This window comes from Haladaptatus sp. HS23, from assembly GCF_056892285.1.
The window spans coordinates 168380-190903 of the sequence record NZ_JBXGLH010000006.1; the positions used below are offsets into that span (position 1 = coordinate 168380).

Consider the following 22524-nt stretch of genomic DNA (forward strand, 5'->3'; position numbering starts at 1 on the left):
TTAGTCGTCTAGTCCGTATTGCTGATTCCGTGTTCCGCTGTCGCTGGCGCGCTATGCTTCTTCGTCCGTTCTTTGACGGCTTCTACGTCGAACTCATTTACCTCCATGCTGGGTTCCAAACCAGCACGCTCCATTACCTCGATGTCATCACCGGGTGACTGGCCCGATGTCGTGAGGTAGTCTCCGGTCAGGATTCCGTCTGCCCCCGCCTCAAACGGTAAATGCTGTTCATCCGTCTCGAGATTAACCTCACGACCGCCGGTCAACCGTACCCGGACTTCAGGATGGAGCAACCGGTAGACTGCGATGGTCCTGATGATCTCTTTGGTGGAGATGGTTGCAGAATCACCGAATTTGTTGCCGAGTGCCGTTCCCGCGACCGGATTGAGAATATTCACAGGAAGCGAGGACACACCGATGTCCTGGAGGGCAATGGCTGCATCCACACGATCCGTAGGCGCCTCACCCATGCCAAGAATAACCCCAGCACACAAATCCATGCCGGCACTTTTGGCAATTTTAAGGGTTTTGACCCGGTCCTCGAAGGAATGGGTGTCGACAATCTCTGGGAAGAACCGCGGCGACGTCTCGATGTTATGATTGTAATGATTGACTCCTTCATCAGCGAGAATCTGAGCTTCCTCTTCCGTGAGGATTCCAAGCGAAGCATCAACCTCTATATCAGTCTCGTCGCGAACCAGGCGAATGGCTCGGAGGACGTCCCTCCACTCCTGTGGACGCTGTTCTTTTGAAACGCCTTTTTCAGCAACAACGATGCCAAACCGTTGAGCGCCGTCTCGTTCGGCTCGTTTTGCGGCAGCGAGTATCTCTGCTGGCTCAAGAAACCCATACGTGTCGATACCGGTGTCGAAGTGAACTGATTGCGCACAGAATCCGCAGTCTTCTGCGCAATTGCCTGCTTTTGCGTTTACGATCGAGCAAGCATCGACCGTATCGTTACCGAACTGTGAACGAACGTAGTCAGCAGCGACTGCGAGCTCTTCAACTGGCTGTGCGATAAGCGCTAATCCATCGCGCCGAGTTAACTGCTCACCTGCCAGTATGCGTTTGACAGCACCCGCTATTGTCGCGTTTTCAATCTCGTCAACCACACTCTCATTACTGGTTGACGAGGATAAAAAATTTAGTAAAATAGTCAATATTCATATACTAAATTTTAAATGAAGGTACTGATATCGATCTCGCTACCCTCTTGAAAGAGTAAATTGAGAAGAATCAGATCCGTATTATACAGAGAAAAATCCTAAGATCGTAACGGCAAAAATTGACAGCCGAATTATCCCGATTCAAGTGTAATGGTTCGGTCGACCCATGTCTTGAGCGCATTGAGGGTGGCACGTTCCTGTCGTGATACTGGATTGTCTGTGCCGAACTCATCGCTTTCGAATGCATTGAGGATGGCCATTTCGGCAGCGTCACAATACTCGATGAGGTGGTTGATCTCGCCTAATGCGTGTTGAAAGCCGATGGTAGTGTCGTTGACAAAAACAGCGGTCGGGTCTGTCGGAGCGCTTGCGAGACAGCGCTTCATGCCGTTAGCATTCTCGCTTGCAAGACGTAGTAGTTCCGCTTCGGTATCGCTCTCCGCTCGTGGTGCGTGAGCGTCTAAGATACCTTGGAACGTCTCGTCAGGGATATCCGTAAACCATGAGAGGCGTCGACCTAGTATCTGTCCTTCGTATTCGTATTCAGGGCCAAAATCAAAGATGACGACATCCTGAGGGCCGTGCTGATGGATCCATGCGTCAAGGGCGTATGCGGTAAGTCGGGTCTTACCAACGTTTGAGGCACCAGTCAGAAGGATCGAACCCGTGAGAGAGAACGGCAAGTCGGTAGTCATGTACGCGCTTCCTCTCGGACAAACTTGACGACAAGACCAAGACTAGCCAGTGTGACCGCGACAGCGAAGACGACGGCGAACAGCGTTATTGGATTGCCGAGTCCGCTTGCAACTTGCTGGCGTATGAACGATCCTGCAAGTATCGATGTAATGGTGATAAGAACAAGTCCGCTAGCATTGGCGGTCCTGGAGTTCCGTACTGCTACTACGTCGGGTTTATTCAGGAGATAGAGGATGAGTATGAGCACGAATGGTGTGCCGACAAGTCCAAACGCCAGCACGAGAATAAGCAAAGGGAAGAACGCGCCGCCGACAAATGTTCCGCCAGCACTGAAGAGAGCCACGGCAGCGAGCAAGCCACGGTAGCGGACGTCTGTAATGTCAGTATTCCACCCGAGTTTGTCCGCGACTACGTAGGGTGGGACCACTGTGTTCCCACCAAGTGTAGAGACGGCCGCACCCCAGAGACCGAGAAGGAACAACCATTTCGCGTTCGCTCCAACCAGTGGACCGAGGACCTGGGCTGCGTCAATGGCAGTCAACTCGCTCGCTTGTACGTCGGGCGCGTGCAGCACACCCGCGGCCACGAGAAAGATAGCGAGGCTGTACACACCAAACGCGACAAGCATCGATGCGCCGATGTCAAAGGTTGCGAGGCCGTAGTCTCTTCGAGTCCATTCACGCGCTCGCATCGTGTAGGATTGCATTGTCACGAGAGTAATATGAACGGCGCCGCCGAGAATACCCGCCGCGACGAGTGCGCTATCGACGCCGCCGGGAACGGTTGGAACGAACCCTGCTATTGCCGGGTCGAGTTCGACAGGGATGACGAACACCGATGCGAGGAAAGCGACGACGACCGCACTGACGAGGACTTTTGCGCCAAATTCGACGACGTGGTAGCCACGGCCGGCGAGTCCAACTGTAAGTAGAATCGCCCATATGATGCCCCAGATTCGAGCATCGATTCCGGTCACGGTCTCAGAAACGCTGCCAACCGTTTTCATGATGACCAGTTGGGCGAGACCTGCCGCGAGCACGACGTCGGCGACGAGAAACCAGGCCCACCCATTGCCAAGTTTCGTTTCAACGACGGAGACGATTCCTGACTCCGTCAGAAGGCCGAGTCGCATCGCAAGATACTGCGCAGTGGCACCGAGAACTGCCGAGAGGACCACAACCCACAGGAGATCGTAGCCAAAAGTTGCACCTGCGGTGATGAGGCTGGCCATTGTTGCGGGGCCTGCGGCGATTGCACCAGCGATCCACGACGGTCCCATCTCGGAAAGGTATTTGCTCAGTTGGCCGTGAGTGGCGGCCCAAACGTTATACCGCGTTTCTTCACTCATGTTTTCCAGATCGTTGATCCTATTAGAATAAGGTTTCTACTTGGTAGTACCACTGGGTAATTTAAGTCATCACCCTCGCCATCAGTGGATTGATCGTCGAGTTCCTCGTCTTCGTAAGGAACTGTGTCAACCGACTTGAGTATCATCAGAAAGTTCTTTTCAACATTGTCGTTGAATTCCTCGATGAGCGTTCTCGGCCAATATGAGTATAATGGTGTTCGCAAACTGAATGAATCTCTACTTTTCCAGTTATCCATAAGTCCTGACTGGCTGGTTTCGACTGGCTCTTCATCCGTAGAGTGCTTCCCTGTCAATATTTCATCTAACGATACTACTGTCACTAATTGCTCGTCACTCACCAGCAGAAAACTTTGTGTACTGTCAATCGTCGTACGAAGTTCTATTGTTATGACTATCGTTATCTTAAACACCGCTTTTAATATTTACTAAGAAATCGGTTAGCAGGTATTAGAGTTCAGTGGCATCATCGTGTATCTCTTTTACTGGTCCCTTTCATGGTCTGCTGCAAACGCGATCGCCGATTCGAAATATTGCCCACTGTGATAGCGCACCATTTCGGTCCGTTCATCATATTCGATTACCCCATACTCCGCAAGTTTTGGTAAGTGAGTATGGACAAGTACTATTCGAATTTGTTGTGGTGTCTTTGCTGACTCGGTTTCCGAGTTGATATACTCGAGCAGTTCGTCAAGTGACGCAACCGACTGCTCCATATTTTGTAAGTAAGAGAGGAGATGGCGTCGCACAGGGACGGCAAGTAATTTGAATACCGTTTCCAGCGTAAGTGTAGGCGTATGATGATTATCGTCAACTGTCATGTGTGAGGTTTTGAAATTGGTGATCGAAGGTGCACTTTGGCAACAATTGTAGTCTTTTACCACTAGCATGTAATTCATACCATTTTACATCTAGTATTCATTGGGGGTACTACTGAGTGGTGATAGAAAACCCTACTTGTTTAGGAAATATTGATTGGTTAGGTTGTTGAATAGGCTAATAAATTAAGAGATATCCATGAGTCTCATTCCTCACGTCGTGTTATATTCATATTTCTCATTTCATTGCGGTAACTTAATTATAGGAATTTTGATATGTTTGTCAAGACTCTATCGGACGGGCTGTTTGATCAATTGTGACAATTTTCTGTTGTAATGGCGCGACCAGGGAGGGGCTTTAGCGCCTGTATCGAGATAAAAACCGGCTCAAACGAACTTCAAAACCAATCTGCTGTTTTCCTATCCCCCTCGCCAGGATGCAATATTTTCATCAATACGAATTCCTATCTTTGCTATCCTGCAAAGGTCACTTGTGGCATGAACGCCACAGGACTGCTCGGCTAAGGCTTGTCATCCACCAAGATCGATTACATTGTTGCACCCAATGTCGTTCATGAAATGCCGAGCGTCCCCCATACCGCAATTTGAATAGTCAAATATCAACAATCGTTAGTATTAGCTACAAAGGCCGGGAAAGAGAAGTATGGGTGACGGAGAACTCGTTCGGGAAGTCCGCCAGCTTCGCGACGAATTCCGTGATCAGACTCGCGCACTCAAGCGCATCGCTGACGCGACCGAGGAACAGTGAAGGATCAAGACCTCATTTCTTTACTAGCTGCTGTTAATAGTCGTAGAATTTGATTCTATAAAAGGTGTATACTACTCACCCTGGTCCTTATGATATATCTTATATTTCCATTATACGGCAAATATTCTACATTCATGTGGTGAAGAGTACAACTCTAGGTTTCGTCATCTTGATCTGATGGAACTCACGTACGAGTACGTGTAGGCAATTCTCGACGAAGGAGACTTGGATTGACCCACTGCCTAAGATATCGTCAAACCGCTCTATATGTCTAGTACCTTTTCTAGGTTTGGGGAAAATTTTTCTTCTAGTTACTAATTTCAGCTTGCGATTCGTTAGGATTCATTGAGGCGATTCTCAGTTGCATTTCATCTATTTGCTCATCAAGATTCTCGATAAACGAGGACGTCAGATCTGTGTGCATGGCTCCATTTTCTGTTGGGCTGATGAGATTTGCTTCCTCAAGTACGCGGAGAGAATAACGGACTTCATGATGTTCGAGATCTAGTTCGTTTGATACTCTTACAATCCCAATTGGTTCATTGCTAACGACCATCTGTAGTACGTGTAAATGACGGTCAACTATGTCGACCTCTTCTTCAATACTATCGATCATTGGGTGATCTTTCTAGTGTAGAGTGAATTATTCCTTCTTCTCCCGGCAGTGTTTGCATCTTATGATTGACCGAATTTCGCTCCACAAGGATTAGAGTGACCATTACTGGATCATTTTTGGAACTATTTAATCAACAATGGGCAAATTTCATTTAAGACCTGTAATCCGGCATGGGTGTCCGGAGATGATTGTCGTTTATCGCCGATTAGATAATATTATGAACTTTTCAGATTCTGTTTGTTGAGGAGGTGTAAATTAGACATTACTCTTTGAATCGTGTTTTGCTGTACTGATATGTGGAGCTTAAGGCCAACAAGAAAGACTGAATTCAATTCATTTTCCAATTTTAGCCCTTGTATCTTATTTCTTGATCGCTAGCGATAATACGACGAGGTAGGAGCACCGATCAAAATCAATGAAGAGTATTTTTTTAGTTTCTGGTGCTCGCTCACTCAATAGTTGGTAACACGTTATTGTCGAGAGGCGATGCATAGCCCTCAATATATTCGCTTTCGTAGAAGGAAGTAGTGACACAAATCTTCGGTGGGTTACTGCTCGTTGACCCATTTAGCATAATGAACACAATCGGACTAGTCGCATTTGCACTTGTCGGATCATCGAAAGCAATCCGTGAGGAGTTCGATTTGTTCGGAATTACTGTCGTCGGCCTCGCAATGGCCTTTGCCGGTGGGACGACCAGGGATATCCTTGTGAATCGTATTCCGTTGGTACTCCGATCACCGATTGAGATCAGCCTCGGACTTCTTGGTGTAGGTTTGGCAGTCGGATTGAGCACCATCCTTGATTCCCCAGATGACCATCCTGTCGTGCTTCTCTCTGATGCTGTCGGACTCGCTGCGTTTGCGACGACCGGGGCTATTGTCGCAACGGGCACCGGCGTTTCTGCGTTCGGTGTTGTCGCCGTCGCGACGATCAACGCGGCCGGTGGCGGCGCATTTGCGGACGTTCTGCTGGACCGGTCCCCGTTTATTCTCTTCGAGGACTTTTATGCGAGCTGTGCCGCGCTGGGCGGGGGCACATACTGGATCGTGACCACCCTTGACGGGACTGGAGGTACCGCGTCAGCAATGTGTGCAGCAGTGACCGTTGGGATACGACTAGCTGCACTCCACTACAGCTGGGGCCTCCCTAAAGCACGGGTACTAGGACTGGCGCGCGAAAAAGACGACGACAAATAGCCTGACTCACCGACACACCAATTTAGCTACTCGATCTGCTGTTGTGTTTTAACGCGGTAGAGATGTCTGCAAAGTCTTATCGATTTATTACTCCACATATTCAAAATAAGAAACTCGCCTTTAAGCAAGTAGAACCCGAGTAATTCGACGGAGTGTACGAATTGATGACTGATGAGATTCAAAAATCGGCAGAAGAAACGCTCGACGCTCTCGATGGCGTTCTTCCGGAGCTTGAATCATTATACAAGGATGTTCATGCACATCCAGAGCTATCCATGCAGGAGACGAGAACGGCGGAGGTTGCGGCAAATTGGCTGCGCGAAGCTGGTTTCGATGTGACAACAGACATCGGGGAAACTGGTGTCGTCGGAGAACTTTACAACGGCGACGGTCCAGTCGTCATGCTCCGCGCGGACATGGATGCACTGCCAATGGCCGAGACAACTGACTTGCCGTACGCGAGCAAAGAAACCGCCACTGATGCTGAAGGAAATGAAACTCCGGTAGCACACACCTGTGGTCACGATATGCACGTTACCTGGCTGGCAGGAGCAGCCTCTCTACTCGCTGACGCGCGTGATCAGTGGAGCGGTACATTGATGACTGTCTTCCAGCCGGGCGAAGAGATCGCAGCAGGCGCCCAGGCGATGATCGATGACAATCTCTTCGATCGGTTCCCGAAACCCGACGTCGTGTTGGGTCAGCACGTCATGAAAATGCCGGCTGGAACGGTCGCCGGACGCTCGGGCGTCGTCACATCAGCAGCAGACAGCTTGCAGATTCAGCTGTTTGGGCGTGGCGCACATGGTTCGATGCCGGAAGCGAGCATCGATCCGGTCGTAATGGCCGCATCAACCGTTATGCGTCTGCAAACGATTGTTTCTCGCGAAGTCGGCCTGTCCGAATCAGCGGTTCTCACAGTAGGTTCAATCCAGGCGGGCACAAAAGAGAACGTTATTCCCGACAAAGCAACGATTAAGCTAAATGTGCGTACATTCAGTTCCGATGTGCGCAAACGCGTTCTCGACTCCATCGAGCGAGTTGTCAATTCCGAAGCCAAAGCGTCGAATGCGCCAAAACCGCCAGAAATTACGACACTGGACAGCTACGATCGCGTGGAAAATGACTCCGACGCAACCAAAATTGTCGCGAATGCCTTTCGCACACAATTCTCTGACTCACGGGTTCAGAAAACAAGACCAGCCCCCGCAAGTGAAGATTTTGGATGCTTCGGCAGTCAGTGGGGCGTTCCATCCGTGTTCTGGTTTGTAGGCGGAACGGATCAAGAGCAGTATTCTAATGCGGAAGCGAACGGTCGGCTCCAGGAACTCCCGACAAACCACAGTCCCGATTTCGCACCAGTAATCCATCCGACCCTCGAAACAGGCGTCGAAACCCTCGTGACTGGCACGCTGGCGTGGCTTTCGAACTGAGAGCGTATTGCTTGATCCTGTCACACCGTGTGTTCTCCTTGCATTCGATTACCAACAAGACGCATGTCACTTTGTCCCAAGGATTTACATCGGTAGTCAGTGTCTGTGAGTATACCGATGATTTCGAATCGGCAATCACCACTCACACCACTTGCGCAGGACGTACTCGAGACACTCGCAAATGAACTTCCGAGTGAAGGAGAGCTCACCTACGAGCAAGCGTATACGATTCTCAAAGATTGCGAGGAGCTTGAGCAACCCGCTGCCGAAGATATCATCGAACGACTCTATATGCGAGGTCACGTCTACGAGGTTGAAGGAAAGCTTCGGCTGACTGATCACCGACCTGAATAGCGAGGAACGTTCATCCTCGAGATGAGCGCGCTTGTCGTACAGTGCTTCCGTCCCGGACAAGATCATCGCAATAGGGGCACACACGGGGAATGTCGGTTTCTTCTGGGGTAAACACACGAACGTACTGTTGCGTCACAAACGAACCACAGTTACCACATTCAGGCATATCAACTCCTGTTGGACGATATTTATTGAACTTTTTGCTCATCGACACGCTTCGAAAATTGTGCTCTTGCTCTGATCCGACAGTAGGTGGCAGCACACGGCTCAATATCAGCTTTCATAATTTCCTTTGTGGATCATGACTCGATTCAAGCGGAGAATCGTATCCACGCTCTCCCATGTTGTTGTTGTTGAGTATGGTCAGAGTGTGTTGTCGAAACTTTCGAGAACTGAGCCCCTCTCTGTCGCCCGGTCGCCGAATATCTCCAGTATATTGTGTGTCCGCACGCACCCCGTCACATCTGTCTCGATCTCGGCATCCTCAATCGGGTGAACATCGTATCATAATTTAGAAGGCGGTGGGTAGTTGGACCACTCTAGATGGGATTTTAATCCTTTTGCCAAAATCGTTTAGCCACCCTAAGTTCTCGCTACTACACGAGTGCTCGATAGCTTGTCTTTGACCAGTGCAATGGCTGATATCACATCGTAGGACATCAAGCTACTATGCACTCTGGGAAAGAGAAGTGGCGAACTGATAACTCTCCACATTTCTCTCTTTCGCTCCTTTGTTAGCTAGCTCTGCGTTCATTCTCATCACCGGAAATGGGTTTCCGGAGACACCGATCAATTTCGTTCCGACAGCGGGGCGCAGAACCAGGCCCAACGCTTCGACTATCTGGGTGCAAGAGTATCAAGATATCTCTCCCGATCTGTCCTTAGTGAGCTGGATATCTGCTGTACAATGATTTTCGCTGTCTGCTGAACAGTGCCTAATGAGATGTATCACTTGATTAATACTCTCCATGGCAACAAGAACTAAGCCTATGTGTGTTGTAGGTTAGCAATCACCATGATCGATCGAGTCGAGAACGAAGTTGAGATGATGACGCGACACCTCCGAATTATGCAGGTGGTCATTGAAGACGAGCCGATTGGCATCGTAAAAGTCACCCATGAAACTGAGTATCCTCGTCATAAAGTGCGCTATTCATTCCAAACACTTAAAGAAGCTAATTTAATTGAGCCAACTAAACAAGGAGCCATCACTACCGACCAGACCTTCGATTTCGTTGACAACCTCGAAGACAGAGTTGACGATATTGAAGATACTTTAGACGGCATAGAGATCAAGGTATAAGATAATATACTGGGTGTTGCACTGTGTTTTAATCACGATGACAACTTCGGATGAAAGTGGCTAGAATTGTGTTCTGGATCTCAATTACATACGTGAGTCAAGAGAAAGGGTGATTTGGACCACTTTCGTTGCGTTTACATATGCCGCTCAATCCGATCGACAGCGCACGGTGTTCCGAGTGCGATTGTACGATAACGACCGATGATGACGTCGGATTACTACAGACAAGTACGAGTGAGAGAGGCTCTTCGGGGCTGGTTGTATGTCCTCATTGCGAACAGTTGATGGATGGCGTTGCGACGGTTCGTACGATAGCATCCTATTCTAAGTCGAGTTCCTGAACGCCTATCTCTCACAGTACGTAGATAGTTCTTCGGTATGATCGATTATATCCGACACAGTGTGCGTCTCTCTTCGAGATAGATAACCTTCTCTTTGGAGTTTTCTAACAATTTCCTAATCTACATGCTTATTACAAGCTCCATCGACATTTTCGACCCCAATGAGTTATACGACTCTAAACCCGACTTTCTATATTAGGAATGGCCTTTGTCACGATCTATCTCGATATCGAGAAAGAAGAAGCACACGAGATTATCACGAACTCGGTCGGTGGTCTCCGTTCTAAGCAAGTGGATAACTCGATCGAGTATCGAAATTCTTCAGGAATGCTTCTCGCGATCCTATCAACTGCTGACCGTGTGAAAGAAGCGAAATCAAAGCTTCGATATCAAACTGCTGTGATCGCACCATTCCTGGCCCATGGACGTGTGAAGGCAGGCGAAATTAGGCATGCCGTTGATTCTCACCGCATTATTCACTAAGCAACTATGATCTAAAATCAATCTCAGTAAAACACCCCTCTATACGCTATTTGAGGTTCAGTTAATTGTCATCGATAAACAGATCGACAGTTGTGTCCGTATGACCGACTGTTATGATGATTTCTTCGAATTCTCTGTTTCTATTGGTTATGTATGAAATATCCTGGATATCTGTCTTCGACCGAGTGTAAGGGGGGTGGCTGAGCGTACGCTTTTTCGAATTCACTCCTGATCTCTTTATTGCTTGAGTCCGGTGATCGATCGCCATACGTCCCTACTGAAGGGGTAATGATTACGCACTACTGAGCTAGCTGCCGTTATTTTCCAGGGACTCTCGCTACCAGCCCAATTATCTTCATACGTGTTGTCATCCACATAGTATAAGTCAAATATTGTCCATTACCTGGTTCTGGCATTGATTTGTTCAACGGCAAGGTCTGCAAGTCGACGAAAGCTCACAGTTTCTGGTTTGATATCAATTGTGAGTTTTTTGTCTACTACAGCACGTTCTGTCGGTGTACCAATCACACCGATGATCGTATTCGCTATTCCAGATCGTAATGCGGTACTGCTATCCGATTCATCCGCAATCGCAAAAAAGTGGGTTACTGTTCGGGGAGACGTGAATAGTATCGCATCGAGTTGACAATCTACCGCTAACGAAACAGAATGGCCAGCAGTCGGCGGTCTTTCTAGGCTATACAAGTGAGTTTCGTGGACGATCGCACCAGCCGTTTTCAGCCCTTCAACTAATACATCACTTCCATGGGCACTACGCGCGATTTCAACCGTTTGGTTATGTACACTATCAAATAATTCTTCAACAAGACCTGAAGACGTATAGATTTCCGGACAAACTTCGACTGAATACCCTTGGTTCTGTAATGCTGACGCAGTCTGTTGGCCAACCGCACAAACTACCGTCCCCTCTGCAGACCATCCTTGTTTGGCAGCTAGTTCTACACCAGTTTTACTCGTAAAGATAGTATAATCTGCGTATCTCGGCGATTGACCCGTAGGGCAAATAGTTAGCATTGGGTCAGCGATTGGAGACACACCGAGAGACTGAAGATACTGAGTCGCCTCGCGAATCCGATCATCGTCAGGGCGAAAAACAGCAACCAATGGCTTTGCCATTTACAGAAATCCCACCAGAGCAAGATATGCTGTGATCGCACCAATAGTCACTCGTACTGTCGCTGCGCCAAATCCAAAGCCAATCAGACTCATTAAGATCACAAATTCTGCATTTGCATCTTTGATATCTGAAAGCAAGGTAAGAAGCAATAGAGATCCAGACATAGTACAGATGACTACTCCTGCACAGCACCCTAAGAGAATAAAGAACGGATCGGATAAAGTTAAGATGGTATATGTAGGTGTATAGACGCCAATTAGGTAGAGACAGTATCCAATAAGAAGATATCCAGCAAAAGAAAGGCAGATGATTACACTCCCGAGGGTAGCAATCCGTAATAATCGAGCGAATCCTCGTTCAAGTGGGGTTAACGGGTTTCGGGGTCGAACAAACGGACGATGGACCATCACTTAGGGCCACAGCCCCCGTGTCTGATGTGCTTCAGCAATCCGTGAAAGAGCAACAATGTACGCTGCATCTCGCCACGTTACAGCACGAGAATCGACTTCACGACGTACTTCGTTCCATGCGGTTTGCATCTCATGCTCAAGTTCTTTATTCACCTTCTCGAGGGACCAGGCTCGACGGTTAATATCTTGAAGCCACTCGAAATAGCTCACTGTCACACCACCAGCGTTTGCAAGAATGTCCGGAACGACGGGTATCTCTCGTTCTGTGAGAATCGCATCAGCACCGGACGTTGTTGGCCCGTTTGCCCCTTCAACGATGATCTCTGCTTGGATATCGTTTGCATTCGCTTCAGTGATGACGTTCCCAATCGCAGCAGGAATCAATACATCGACGTCGAGAGCGAGTAACTCTTCGTTCGAAAGAACTTCATCAACACCACGAGTGACGGCTTCGGGCTCTTCTTCGTGAGATGGAATCGCTGCTACGTCCAATCCATTTGGCTCGTACACTGCACCGTTCACGTCGCTGATCGCGACGATTGACGCGCCCCATTCATCAAGGAGACGAGCAGCACTTGCGCCAACACTGCCGAAGCCTTGAACAGCAACGGTCGTCTCATCAAGCGGACGGTCGTAGTAGTCACAGACTTCACGGGTGATAATAGCCACACTGCGTCCTGGAGCCTCGTCTCGTCCATAGCTCCCACCGACAACAGGAGGTTTCCCTGTAACAACACCAGGAGATGTTTCACCCGTTTGCATACTATATGCGTCCATAATCCACGCCATCGTCTGGGCGTTCGTTCCCATATCGGGAGCAGGAATATCCCGATTTGGACCAATAACATCCCGAATCTCCTGAGTAAACCGACGGGTGAGTCGTTCTTTTTCAGTCTCGCTCAGTGCTTTCGGATTGACGACGATACCACCCTTTGCACCACCAAAGGGGATATCCATTACCGCACACTTCCAGGTCATCCACATTGAGAGTCCAACGCACTCATCGCGGGTGACTCCAGGGTGATATCTGAGACCGCCTTTGAACGGCCCTCGAACACTGTCGTGTTGTGCCCGATAGCCAGTAAATACCTCGACCGTCCCATCATCTCGCTCAATTGGGACCGTGACTTCGTGGATCTTCGCCGGATGTTTGAGCCGCTCGACGATGTTTGAATCGATATCGAGTTGACTAGCTGCATGAGCCAGTTGTCGACGTGCTGTTTCTAACGCTGATTCGAATTCAATTGGGTCAGTTTTCTTTTCTTGGGGGGAATTTGCTGCCATGAGTCATTCAAGGGGGGTTCTGCGATTTCGTATGGGGCCACCACAGTCGGGACATGTCCCTGGATGTGTCTCGGCCATCAAAACAGTTCCACAGCTAAAGCATTCATACGCTGCTTTGCTTTCGTAATCGTAGTTGACGTCTCTCATCGTCACGTGACAGTACGAACCAGTCGAGAATGATCGTAACTGTTGAATAACAAAGTGAAACTATTGCCACTATGTTTGTTATTGAACCCTGTTTCCCCCATCATCTATCCATCTTCATAACGAGTGGGTGTAGTCTATGTGTTCACCGATAATCCAATAGGAGATGTATCCATAGATCACTAATACAACGCCAATACCACCCATTAGTATGCTACCCGGTTAGTAACTCACAAGACCGAGTAGCGGAAGTATCCCAATTAGAAGTATCCACACAGCAGTTCCAATCTGGATAACCCGGCGGGTCATAGCTCAATTGGACATATTGTCGTGATCACCACAACGTACTGTTACACAGCTAAGTGTGTCTTCAATTCTAGACATGTTATTCAACAGCCGGTGATGCAACTGCAGGGATTCCAATCTCATCGAAAAGTGTCGAGAAGAGCTTTCGCTGGATAGTCCGAGCATGTTGATAAAACGCGGGGGGTGAAATTCCCAAGGTATCTGCAACCTCTTCGCCCGTATTTTCGCGCGGCGTCTCGAAAAACCCACTATAATACGCTGTTTGTAGTACTTCGAGCTGTCGGTCAGTTAACTGGTCGAGGAACTCAGAATATAAATCCTGAGTTGTCGATCGGTCAAGTGTTTGCTTCGATCGAAGTTCAACATCTGCAAATGTGTCGGTCATAAGGTGCTTAATATGGCGAACATCGACACTCTCTGGCACGTCAATCACAAGCGTTGCGGCCGTCGCATTAACTGATACGCTTTGAAGGATAGCCCCGTGATCTGCTAACTCAAGTGCAACAAACGGTTGCGAGATCCGAAGTCGAAGCACACCATCGGTATCACCACCACTAATTCGCTGCACTTCGTCAATGGCGGCAATATCTGCGGCAGCCTGTTCCACTACATCTATTGGGCTACCCGTAGCAGAGACAAACACATAACTTCCGTCACCCGTTTGTTGGACTCCTCCTTGATAGGATATCGTACACTCTCCTTTCTCTGATAACCGCGAAAGAATAAATGTCGGGTCATTTATGTCAAACTTGACTCGGTTCATTGATGTGGTGAGCAGCGCATTTTTTCGTTCAATAGCACTTGTTGCGGACGCTATCGTTTCACCGAGCTCTATGAGCACCTCACGAGAGGTTTCATCGAATGCGGTTTGCGTTTTTGCGTAGACAGTCAAGACACCATAGGTGAACTCATCGTATGCGAGTGGGACACTCAACACTGAAAGATAATCACGTGACAATGCTGCCTTCCGCCAGATTTCCTCTCTAAGTTGGTCAGCAACATTTGGAATCATAGTCACCTCTCGAGTTGCTGCAGTCCGACCAGATGGTTCCGTCCCCGTTTCTTCAACTTCAAAGGATACATTGTCTAGATAACCTTGTTCTTTCCCTGCCCACGCTTGCGGCTCGACTGTCCCTGTACTGGAATCCGATACGCCGATCCAAGCAAACGTGAACCTATCATCATCTGTAAGAAGTTCGCAAACAGTGTGGTCGATTTCCGCACGCGTTTCTGCTTGGACGAGTGCCTGGTCGATCTCTCGTATGATTTCATTAACACGGTTCAGAGCTGTGAGCTGGCTGTTTTGATGTTGGAGTTCACGGTCCTGTTCTCGCAGCCGACTTTCTCGTCTCACTCGATCGAATGCTGCTTCAGCCGTGACTGCGAGTAAATCTGTGAGTTCACGAGTTACTTCATCAAATTGCCCGACTTCGGATGAACCTACTATGAAGACTCCATGATCTCCGAGCGGTATGTATGCAGCACTCCGTATGTCTGTTGCTTGGTTTTCGAGTCGGTCACTGTTGTGAACATCGTCGAAAAAGAGTGCTTCGTCTTCGAGAAAACTGTAGCTTGTAATACTTTCACCATCGGTCTGCACGGTCGGGAGTGGCCCATTCAACCGTTCCATCGCGGTCGTCTGCACAGCGGGATACAATTCATTATTATCGGTGTCAAATAGATAGACTGCAGTCGCATCAAACTCAAGGACTCCTGGAACATCATCAACAACATGATGTGCGATCTCTTGGGATGTTTCTGCATAGAGGAAATCACGGGCTGTTCCCTGTAAGGTCGCTAATGCGTCTTCTCGCTGTTTTCGCTTCGTAATATCACGACAACTGTACAGGCGTGTTCCATCCTGAATCGAGACTTCGCGAATGTTGACTAACAATGTATGTTCACGACCAGCTTTATCTGTAGCAGTACATTCAATATTTTTGAGAACGCCATTGGCTTCAAGGTCGGTGCGGTCAAAGAGTTCATCGCCAAGAAGTTCGCCAATCGTTCCCATCTTCCGGATTTCATCGGCTGTATAGCCGAATATGAAGTGAACGTTGGGACAAATATAGGTATATTCTCCTTCTTCGTTTGTTATGAGCACCGTGTCGGTCATGTTGTTGAGTGTGACCCGGTGGAGTTCCTCAGATTGACGAAGATCCCGTTCGAGGGTTACTCGTTCTGTAATATCGACACCTTCGACGATGATAGAAATAATGCTCCCATCCTCTTTACGAACAGGGCGAGCAGACAGATCAATAACTTGTGTGTTGTCTTCGTCAGGGGTTCGTTTGATTACGGCGTTTCCGAAGTTACCAACGAGGGCTTTCTCGATGATTCGCTGTACATCTGATTGGGTGCCATCTACTTGAGACCACCATGGAAGCATCCAGAACGGTTGTCCAACAAGGTCCTCAATATCCGCCTCAATTACATTCCGAGCAGTTTGATTGGCACGAGCTAAAGAACCATCTGGATCGAGTACCCATGTAGCTGTCCGCGTGTCGTGGAAGATTGCATCAAACTGTCTGGCTCGATCCCGCTGGGTGGTTGTCCGCCGCGCAGAGCGAATGCTTTGTTCGATTCGTTTGATGATTTCAGTATACATCTGTTCGGGCGAATCGGTGATCTTAATATAATCAGTGACACCAGCAGCGATTGCTTCACTGGCGATCGATTCGCTCCCAGAAGAAGCACATAGGATTATTGGGAGCGTTGTAGTTTTGTCACGAATTGAGCGTAATAGTTCAACCCCTGTTGATTTCTGAAGGTCAAGTTCAGAGATAATACAATCGGGAGATTGTTCTTGGAAGGCCTCAATAGCGTCGTCAATCTTTGCAACTGATCGTATAGACGCTTGACTTTGTGTTTCCACCAACTCAGCAACTTTTGAAATCCATTCACTTGTTCCTACGAGAAGGATTTGGGTCGAGGGGAGCATGCTGGATGGAATCGGCATCACTTAATAATAGAACCCCCGAGGGTTCAATATTCCGTATTGTCGTAGTTTCGTACTGGGTAGTCGTATATTGTTGTACGTTGGTTTACGTATCTCGGTGTAGTACACTGTGATGATCGTAAAGTAGCAGTATTATTTATTGAATGGAATTTGCAAAGATGGTTGCCACTCGGCAACACGGTTTGTCTTTTAACCACCATGAAGTAACAACCTTTGCTGTTCAACAGGAGATGGTAACGCTCACGGTTCGTTACTTATTGATCATCTCCATACTGAGCTCGTTCCCACGAAGTCGAGCCTAATCCGAAATACAAGTGATGCCACGGTATCGGGGCATGACCGAAATGAAATTCCGTCGGGCAAGATTGCCACGGTCCGACCAAGGGTATTCGGGTGCAATCCTCGAATATCATCAACCTTGACCGTTCTAGCACGTATTCAATCAAATTTTCATACCGAGAAACTCCTCTGTGTCGAGGTGCCTTCGACAACTACAATTGATACGCTTTCGAACTCTCTATATTCGATGCCCTCCAGCAAATTTCCGCGGAATCCGTTCGGTCGATCGTTCGTAATCGCCGTCGTTGGAACGGTTCTGGCAGGTATTTTCACCGATGTAGTCGCTGCAAGCAATGGGGCTGTGGCGCTTTCAGACGCCTCAAATCGAACACTCGCAGTGCCACAGTGGTTATATTTAGCAACCGGCGGTGCGGCAATCGGTGCATCTGCCATCCTCGCAAGCGTTGTCACTAACCGAGCGTTCGTCCGATCGATTCACGACTGGCGAAAGCTGCTCCCGATGCGCGTTTCACTAAAGAGAGATCTATCTTTTCTCGCCCAACTTATCGGAATTCTTGCTCTCGCTATCATCCTTTATACTGGATTTGTCGGACCACAGATTCCGACTGTTAACGTTGCAGTTATTCTTGTATTCGCGGGTGTCCGTGCTGGGCTAACGATGATGGTCTACACGGTCGGAAACATTTGGCCAGCGATGAACCCATGGCGAACGATTTCACGGCGACTCCCCACTCTCGATCGTGAGTATCCCACTACACTTGACCGGTGGCCCGCTGTCGTCGGACTGTTAACGCTCGTATGGCTTGAGACGGTTACCCCCGTCAATAAGGACCCGACACTGCTCGCAATAGCCATCTGTGTTTATTCGGTGATCACAATCACTGGTGCAGTCGTCTACACTCCGAATTCGTGGTTTTCGAACGTTGATCCGTTGTCTGTTACGTTCCATTTCTACGGTCAGGTTGCACCACTTCGATGGTCAGAGGGAGGCGTGACGCTCCGTCCACCCGGATTCGACCTTCCTGATTCCGACTCTGTCGCAAGTAATGCTGATGTTGCATTCGTGATCGCGCTGATCTGGGAACTCACCTTCAGTGGATTCGTCACGACGACGTCCGGTGTTGCCTTCGTCACTGCTATCGTCGACCTCGGGATACCATCTATTCTCGTCTATGGATTGCTCTTCGTTATCGGATACGCGCTCTTCCTCGGAGCATTTTGGTTCGCAGCATACGTTGCCCGAAATACGGGCAGCACTTACCTCACACCTCGAACGATCGCCCTCCGGTTCGCACCGCCGCTGCTTGCCATTGCTGTCGGCTATCATCTTGCTCACTACTTCGGGTTCTTCGTCTCGCTGCTCCCATCGCTCATTCCTGCGATTACCTCGCCCCTCTCCCCGCCAGCAAATCCGATCGTCTTGACTCTTCCCGGTTGGTTCGGCGGGCTGACCATCGCATTCATTCTGGTCGGCCATCTGCTTGCCGTCTGGCTCGCTCATTCACAGGCCTATGCAACATTCCCGAGCCGTCTTCAAGCGATTCGAAGTCAGTACGCGTTCATTTTTGTTATGATCTGTTACACTATCATCAGCTTATGGCTCATCTCGCTCCCGACCGCCAGTCCAGCCTTCGTGTCGTAATCAGACGGTGAATTCCATTGGCCGCATTTTCATGAATGCTGTCTCGTACCCATCGTGCCGGGCGAGCTGTGGTGGCGAATCGACCACGATTCGAAGCGTATCACCGGATTGTACGTCATTTATCGGAGTGCCATAATGTGTATCGAATACCGGGTCAAGGGTCGGGGTGAGTGTCTCTTCTGCAACGGTCTTTCCATTTCGGGCGAGTTCCATAGAGAGCGACATCCGTGGGAGTACGATCTGATTGTACGGGGTTCGCGGTGAAACCGCGAGATACGAACTTCTATCGTCGGTGAATCGGTTTTGCCCATCGACCATTGCAACGACGAATTCCGCGTCCCCGGATGATTTCGTTCCGACAAGTGAACCCGGCATGGACTTCGGGGACGGGGCTCGGCCTATTGGTGCTTTCATCGCCATCGGCTCGAGAGCGTCACGGTTGCCCCCCTTCTCCTCGAACTCACGGTATTCGACGTCGTAAATCTGGTCAGTGTTAAATTCGAAGTCGATGGTCGTGGACGCCTTGTCCGTTAATTGGGATGCAATCGAACCGGTACGACGGACACTGATCGATCCAACCGTAATCGTCGCGCTGTAGGATCCGTTGCCGTCTAGACTCACATTGTCTCCGTAATGGAACCCCATATTCTGAGAGATCATCGGCCACGGTGCTCGAGAATCAACTGTTCTTCCCCCCTTTTTGATCGTGAGCTGGATATCTGCTGGAATGACTATCCCTGTTTTCGCGTCCCATGTGGTGACCATCATGTGAAGCGTGTCATCCGGCTGAACGACCACCTTATTACTCGATCGTCCGCTAACGTTCCAAAATCGATGTGGATACGAGTACATCAATGCAAATCGATAATCCCCATCTTTACCCATTCCATACATTTCCATCCCCTCCATGTAAGCGGGATAGTAGACTGCAGCAGGACGATTCTTAACAATCGGAGGGTCGCGCCAGGCTGACTGTCGTTGGAACCCCAGTGAATCCAAACAGCCAGTCAACAGTGATCCTCCTGCAAGTGCTGTTCCTGCCTGAAGGAATGTTCGCCGATCCATTGAATGGAGAGTTGCGCCAGTAGTTGAATGAGGGTATTGGTTCAGTAGTCGAATTGACCTTCGTTATCGGCAGTGAACGGAGCGAGCTCGACTTCAACCACAGATATCTGACCACAAACACGGTGGCCAATACAACCTTTTCTCCACCCGCTGGTTTTGAGCCGATAGATGCCGATACAGCTGCCGCACTTACGAGCAGCCGTCCGACGTCTGTCCCGAACTGTAATGGTGAGTTGACGTCCCAGGACGCGATTGCCCTTAGTCGGATGGCACTGTTTGGATAGCATATCCGCTTACTCCATTTTTCAGATCGGGAGTCGATTTTCACGCGACAGGGTGACTCTCTGTAGAATGGATTTGCACAGTTTCTGACCGTGTTGAGACGGCATAGAAACGCGCACAGGCCGACCAATTTGCCTTCGACGTTTTCCCTGGACTCATCAAAGTTTCCAACGAGCGCCATGAGAACCCTGTAGATCACCAGTATACCGTCTCTATTGACGACGGACGCTGGAGGCAATCCTTCGGAATACCACGACCGCTTCACTGCACCCGAATAGTGGCTTGTGTACGAGAATTGTGACGATCAGATTACCCGCTATCGCCCTCTGAATACCACCGCAAACGTACTTCGTGTGCCGTCCCTTCCTCGTCCTCTCGAGTTCCCTCAGTGACAGCAATGGTGTCCCGCGGCGGGTTGCGTTCAGCGACGGTTCCCTCATTCATTGGACGCATCCCTTCAAAGCGGTTAGTAAGATCCTCACGGAGCCGACGAAGATACGTCGCTGCCTCGTCGCGGCTCATGTCTGTGTTCAGTGCCGAGGGCTCGACCTCCTCTTCGACAACCTCGCCAGCACGACCGATGACGACCGCATTAACCACTGCGCCCAACAATAGAATAACACCGCTGAAGTACAGCCAGGTGACTAACAGGAGAATGCTTGCAATGAGATTGCTACCGCCTCCACTCAAAGACACATACACCTGAAACAGCACCTGTAGGACTGCCCAGCCAACAGCCCCGACGATCGTTCCGGGGAGCACATCTCGCGGTGTGACGTCGATATCTGGGAATAAGTAATACATTGGGAAAAAGGCGACAACGAGACCGGCAATGAGCAACAGGGGAACTGCAAATTCGATAAATGGAATGAAAGAGAAATACGCGACGACACTAGTTGCGACAACCATGGCGACAATTCCTAGTGTTAGGGTTACAAGCATGAGTAGACTCTTCTTGATCTGCCCGATGAACGACTCCTTCGCGGTCGTTTCATAAATCTCTGAGAAAGCAGTGTCGAGCCCGCGGAACACCTTGATCGCACCCCAGACGAGTGTTAGTGCCCCGATAACGGAGGCGCCGACGTTTGATCCGGTACTGGCACCATTTTGTTGTTGAATCATCACCTTGATGACTCCACCAACTGATGGGGAGACATTGTTAGTGGTGACCGTAATGATCCGCTGTTGTAGGTCTGGAGCTCCGAACACAGATACTGCGAGGAAAAAGAAGAGAATTAGCGGGACAAGTGAAACAAATGCGCTGTAAGAAATGCTTCCCGCGAGAAAGGTGACGTTCTTTTCGCTAAAAACGGTCTTTGTCATTTTCGCTCGTGACACTATCGACTGGATACGCATAGTTTCACTATCTCATCTGGACAATTTAATTGGAAGGGTTGACGTGATTCTTTTTCCTCGGATGGTGTTGTTTCCCAGCTCTCCACGCAAACTCTCTTAATTGCCGACGAGAACTTCCAGCTCATCGTAGATTGCTGCACTACATGGGAGAATACAAGACTTACCGCAATTCTACCAATGAGAGACAGGCCCCCGCAGACCACCATATGTCGTCACGCTGGACGATGTATCGGACGACGCAACGATCTGCATGTGCCCACACCACGTCCACCGGACGCCTTCAGCAAGCATATGGCTGCCGTCGAAACCGCAACTGGCGACGGCACACTCGATACTTTCCTCTCGGAGGACGAAGACAATGTCAAACCGAAGACCACGACTGTGGCGGCCTCGGTGGCTTCCCGTGTTGGCCATGCGTTCGTGCGGGTGTAAGGAACTGCCGAACTACCCACCGCTCCAGCTCTTTTTCTCCATGCTCACCTCATGACATTCTCGGAGATCACCGACCAGCGAGCGTTCATAGGCGTATATATTCCTGTACGTCAATTTTTGAGTCGTGCCACGCGATACCATTACTCTTATGTTGCCTGCTACGTACTTGCTGCCTGGATACAGTATCTGTCCATTCTTTAGAATGGCGTATCCAACGGATAAAGGTGGGATGGCAGGCGGATATTCGCTTACCCGGTGAATCCGCCTGGATTCCATCGTGCCCAATAGATACCCAAGGCAACTAGTACCCAACCAGTGGTTTCACCACCGGCGAGTACTGTGCCGCCTGCGGTAATGAGCGCGACAGAAGGGCCATATCGTGATGCGCCTTCTGGCATAGTTGCCCGCTTTTTTGCGGGCAGGTAAAATATGATTCCAACACACAAAAATATTTAGTCTACGTAATAAGAGAAAGAGAAAGCAAGCATGGGAGTTTAGAATTAGTATTTCTGAAAGCCGGTACGATTCTCACAGCCCTGCCAATGCTGTACCGTTTTGACGGGAACCGAGGGATCATTACGTTATGCTATCACGATTAATCCTGTGGTCGACAAGTCCCACCGAAATTGACACGGTTCATACATTCTTGACATCTATCCGCC

General features: G+C 49.3%; 20 protein-coding genes. 7 read left to right on the forward strand and 13 right to left on the reverse strand.

Annotation, left to right across the window (positions count from 1 at the left end; all coding sequences use genetic code 11):
* Positions 1-8: 8 nt before the first annotated feature.
* From bioB to AC1XDK_RS17255, 6 genes are all read right to left on the reverse strand, one after another.
* Positions 9-1112 (reverse strand): biotin synthase BioB, encoded by a 1104-nt coding sequence (bioB, locus tag AC1XDK_RS17230; RefSeq protein ID WP_483351200.1) that lies wholly within the window; start codon positions 1110-1112, stop codon positions 9-11.
* A 185-nt stretch (positions 1113-1297) separates the two neighbouring features.
* Positions 1298-1861: a hypothetical protein gene (locus tag AC1XDK_RS17235; protein ID WP_483351201.1), complete on the reverse strand. Its 564-nt coding sequence runs from the start codon at positions 1859-1861 to the stop codon at positions 1298-1300.
* Positions 1858-3210, reverse strand: a complete 1353-nt coding sequence (locus AC1XDK_RS17240; RefSeq protein WP_483351202.1) for an NRAMP family divalent metal transporter — start codon at positions 3208-3210, stop codon at positions 1858-1860. The genes AC1XDK_RS17235 and AC1XDK_RS17240 overlap by 4 nt, the downstream gene beginning before the upstream one ends.
* Complete coding sequence (locus AC1XDK_RS17245; RefSeq protein ID WP_483351203.1) at positions 3207-3641, reverse strand: transcriptional regulator TbsP domain-containing protein; 435 nt, start codon at positions 3639-3641, stop codon at positions 3207-3209. The genes AC1XDK_RS17240 and AC1XDK_RS17245 overlap by 4 nt, the downstream gene beginning before the upstream one ends.
* 69 nt (positions 3642-3710) lie before the next feature.
* Positions 3711-4049, reverse strand: coding sequence for a DUF7344 domain-containing protein (locus tag AC1XDK_RS17250; protein WP_483351204.1), 339 nt, complete (start codon positions 4047-4049; stop codon positions 3711-3713).
* A gap of 1073 nt (positions 4050-5122) precedes the next feature.
* A complete protein-coding gene (locus AC1XDK_RS17255) occupies positions 5123-5431 on the reverse strand; it encodes a hypothetical protein (RefSeq protein ID WP_483351205.1) in 309 nt (102 codons plus the stop codon).
* A gap of 575 nt (positions 5432-6006) precedes the next feature.
* On the opposite strand from AC1XDK_RS17255, the gene AC1XDK_RS17260 reads away from it, so the two are divergent.
* The 3 genes from AC1XDK_RS17260 to AC1XDK_RS17270 all read left to right on the forward strand — a co-directional run bounded on the left by AC1XDK_RS17260 (position 6007) and on the right by AC1XDK_RS17270 (position 8417).
* The gene (locus AC1XDK_RS17260) at positions 6007-6630 is read left to right on the forward strand and encodes a trimeric intracellular cation channel family protein (RefSeq protein ID WP_483351365.1); all 624 of its coding nucleotides are present in this window, start codon (positions 6007-6009) and stop codon (positions 6628-6630) included.
* Positions 6631-6794: 164 nt separating this feature from the next.
* Positions 6795-8063 (forward strand): M20 family metallopeptidase, encoded by a 1269-nt coding sequence (locus AC1XDK_RS17265; RefSeq protein WP_483351206.1) that lies wholly within the window; start codon positions 6795-6797, stop codon positions 8061-8063.
* Between the two features lie 117 nt (positions 8064-8180).
* Positions 8181-8417: a hypothetical protein gene (locus tag AC1XDK_RS17270; protein WP_483351207.1), complete on the forward strand. Its 237-nt coding sequence runs from the start codon at positions 8181-8183 to the stop codon at positions 8415-8417.
* A gap of 10 nt (positions 8418-8427) precedes the next feature.
* On the opposite strand, the gene AC1XDK_RS17275 is transcribed toward AC1XDK_RS17270, so the two are convergent.
* Entirely contained in the window at positions 8428-8583 is a 156-nt protein-coding gene (locus AC1XDK_RS17275; RefSeq protein ID WP_483351366.1) for a DUF7563 family protein, read from the reverse strand.
* An 849-nt stretch (positions 8584-9432) separates the two neighbouring features.
* Here AC1XDK_RS17275 and AC1XDK_RS17280 point away from each other — a divergent pair.
* Together AC1XDK_RS17280 and AC1XDK_RS17285 are read left to right on the forward strand one after the other, a co-directional pair.
* Positions 9433-9720, forward strand: coding sequence for a hypothetical protein (locus tag AC1XDK_RS17280; protein WP_483351208.1), 288 nt, complete (start codon positions 9433-9435; stop codon positions 9718-9720).
* Between the two features lie 542 nt (positions 9721-10262).
* Positions 10263-10544: a hypothetical protein gene (locus AC1XDK_RS17285; protein ID WP_483351209.1), complete on the forward strand. Its 282-nt coding sequence runs from the start codon at positions 10263-10265 to the stop codon at positions 10542-10544.
* 399 nt (positions 10545-10943) lie between these two features.
* Here the strand turns inward: AC1XDK_RS17285 and AC1XDK_RS17290 are convergent, their stop codons facing one another.
* From AC1XDK_RS17290 to AC1XDK_RS17305, 4 genes are all read right to left on the reverse strand, one after another.
* Positions 10944-11681 (reverse strand): uroporphyrinogen-III synthase, encoded by a 738-nt coding sequence (locus tag AC1XDK_RS17290; protein ID WP_483351210.1) that lies wholly within the window; start codon positions 11679-11681, stop codon positions 10944-10946.
* Between the two features lie 411 nt (positions 11682-12092).
* Positions 12093-13376, reverse strand: coding sequence for a glutamate dehydrogenase GdhB (gdhB, locus tag AC1XDK_RS17295; protein ID WP_483351211.1), 1284 nt, complete (start codon positions 13374-13376; stop codon positions 12093-12095).
* Between the two features lie 3 nt (positions 13377-13379).
* Positions 13380-13523 (reverse strand): rubrerythrin-like domain-containing protein, encoded by a 144-nt coding sequence (locus AC1XDK_RS17300; protein ID WP_483351212.1) that lies wholly within the window; start codon positions 13521-13523, stop codon positions 13380-13382.
* A 382-nt stretch (positions 13524-13905) separates the two neighbouring features.
* A complete protein-coding gene (locus AC1XDK_RS17305) occupies positions 13906-16785 on the reverse strand; it encodes a bacterio-opsin activator domain-containing protein (protein ID WP_483351213.1) in 2880 nt (959 codons plus the stop codon).
* A gap of 526 nt (positions 16786-17311) precedes the next feature.
* Between AC1XDK_RS17305 and AC1XDK_RS17310 the strand changes: the two genes are divergently transcribed.
* Positions 17312-18727, forward strand: a complete 1416-nt coding sequence (locus tag AC1XDK_RS17310; protein WP_483351214.1) for an ABC transporter permease family protein — start codon at positions 17312-17314, stop codon at positions 18725-18727.
* On the opposite strand, the gene AC1XDK_RS17315 is transcribed toward AC1XDK_RS17310, so the two are convergent.
* Positions 18728-19636: an iron transporter gene (locus AC1XDK_RS17315; protein WP_483351215.1), complete on the reverse strand. Its 909-nt coding sequence runs from the start codon at positions 19634-19636 to the stop codon at positions 18728-18730. It abuts the gene before it with no gap.
* A 747-nt stretch (positions 19637-20383) separates the two neighbouring features.
* Positions 20384-21397, reverse strand: a complete 1014-nt coding sequence (locus AC1XDK_RS17320; protein WP_483351216.1) for a YihY/virulence factor BrkB family protein — start codon at positions 21395-21397, stop codon at positions 20384-20386.
* 285 nt (positions 21398-21682) lie between these two features.
* Here AC1XDK_RS17320 and AC1XDK_RS17325 point away from each other — a divergent pair, with 285 nt between their 5' ends.
* A complete protein-coding gene (locus AC1XDK_RS17325) occupies positions 21683-21862 on the forward strand; it encodes a hypothetical protein (RefSeq protein ID WP_483351217.1) in 180 nt (59 codons plus the stop codon).
* Positions 21863-22524 lie beyond the last annotated feature (662 nt).